This window comes from Aromatoleum tolulyticum, assembly GCF_900156155.1.
Lineage (GTDB): Bacteria > Pseudomonadota > Gammaproteobacteria > Burkholderiales > Rhodocyclaceae > Aromatoleum > Aromatoleum tolulyticum.
In genome coordinates this window covers 1-1,243 of sequence record NZ_FTMD01000036.1, presented here as the reverse complement: position 1 = coordinate 1,243, position 1,243 = coordinate 1, and the positions used below count along the sequence as shown (strand labels likewise).

General features: G+C 68.2%; 1 protein-coding gene and 1 pseudogene. Both read right to left on the bottom strand.

Annotated features, from left to right (window positions below; genetic code table 11):
- On the bottom strand, positions 1–1,124 hold a 1,124-nt coding region (locus BW991_RS23450; RefSeq protein ID WP_139336003.1), incomplete at its 3' end, for a branched-chain amino acid ABC transporter permease.
- Positions 1,121–1,243, bottom strand: a pseudogene (locus BW991_RS24290) (branched-chain amino acid ABC transporter permease); the annotation flags it as partial. The pseudogene BW991_RS24290 and the gene BW991_RS23450, both read right to left, overlap by 4 nt.

The following is a 1,243-nucleotide window of genomic DNA, read 5'->3' as shown; positions in this document are numbered from 1 at the left end:
ACGGTGAGGCTCATGGCGTTGTTGGCGACGAGGCCGCCGAACTTGCGCGTGACCTCCTTCGCTTCGAGGATCACCTCGCCGCGCGCCGGCAACGGCTTCCTCGGCAGCGGTTCGGCGGCGGCGTCGAGGGTGCGCTTCGAGGCCTTCACCGGCACGAGGCGGGCGAACAGCGGCCACAGGCCTTCGCGTGCGCGCTGCAGGATGATGATCATCATCAGGCCGAAGAAGATCACCTCGAAGTTGCCGCTCTGGCCGAAGATGCGCGGCAGGATGTCCTGCAGCCACTGCTTGGCGATGGTGATGACGCCCGCCCCGAGGAGCGCGCCCCACACCTGGCCGGCGCCGCCCACCACCGCCATGAAGAGGTACTCGATGCCGATGTGCAGCCCGAACGGCGTGGGGTTCACGAAGCGCTGCAGGTGCGCGTAGAGCCACCCAGAGGCGCAGGCGTGGAGTGCCGCGATGACGAAGATCACCATGCGCGAGCGCGCGGTATCCACCCCCATCGCCTCGGCCATCACCATGCCGCCCTTCAAGGCGCGGATCGCGCGGCCTTCGCGCGAGTCGAGGAGGTTCTGGGTGGTGAACACCGCCGAGAGCAGGAAGGCCCAGATGAGGTAGAAGATCTGGCTGCCGTCGCTGAGCTCATAGCCGAAGATCGCGATCGGCGGCACGCCGGTCAGTCCCGTATGGCCGCCCAGGGTTTCGAGGGTGCCGAAGAGGAAGTACAGGCTGATGCCCCACGCGATGGTGCCCAGCGGCAGGTAGTGGCCGGACAGGCGCAGCGTGAGCGAACCGAGCACCAGCGCGACGGTGGCCGTGAACACCAGGCCGACGCCGAGCGCGAGCCACGGCGAGCCGCCCGCCCACGCGAGCCACGCGGGCAAGTCGGTGGCGGTGGTGAGCACCGCGGTGGTGTAGGCGCCGAGGCCGACGAAGGCGGCCTGGCCGAAGCTCGTGAGGCCGCCGACGCCGGTGAGCAGCACGAGGCCGAGCGCGACCAGCGCATACAGGCCGATGTAGTTGAGCAGCGTGACGTAGAAGGGCGGCATCACCAGCGGCGCCACCAGCAGCAGCGCCAGGAAGAGGCCGAGGACGGTACGGGCGGACAGTGCGGGTTTCATTCCTCTTCCTCCACGTGGTGGCTGGTGAAGGAGCGCCACAGCAGCACCGGGATGATGAGCGTGAACACGATGACTTCCTTGTAGGCGCTGGCCCAGAAGGAGCTGAAGGCTTCGAGGAG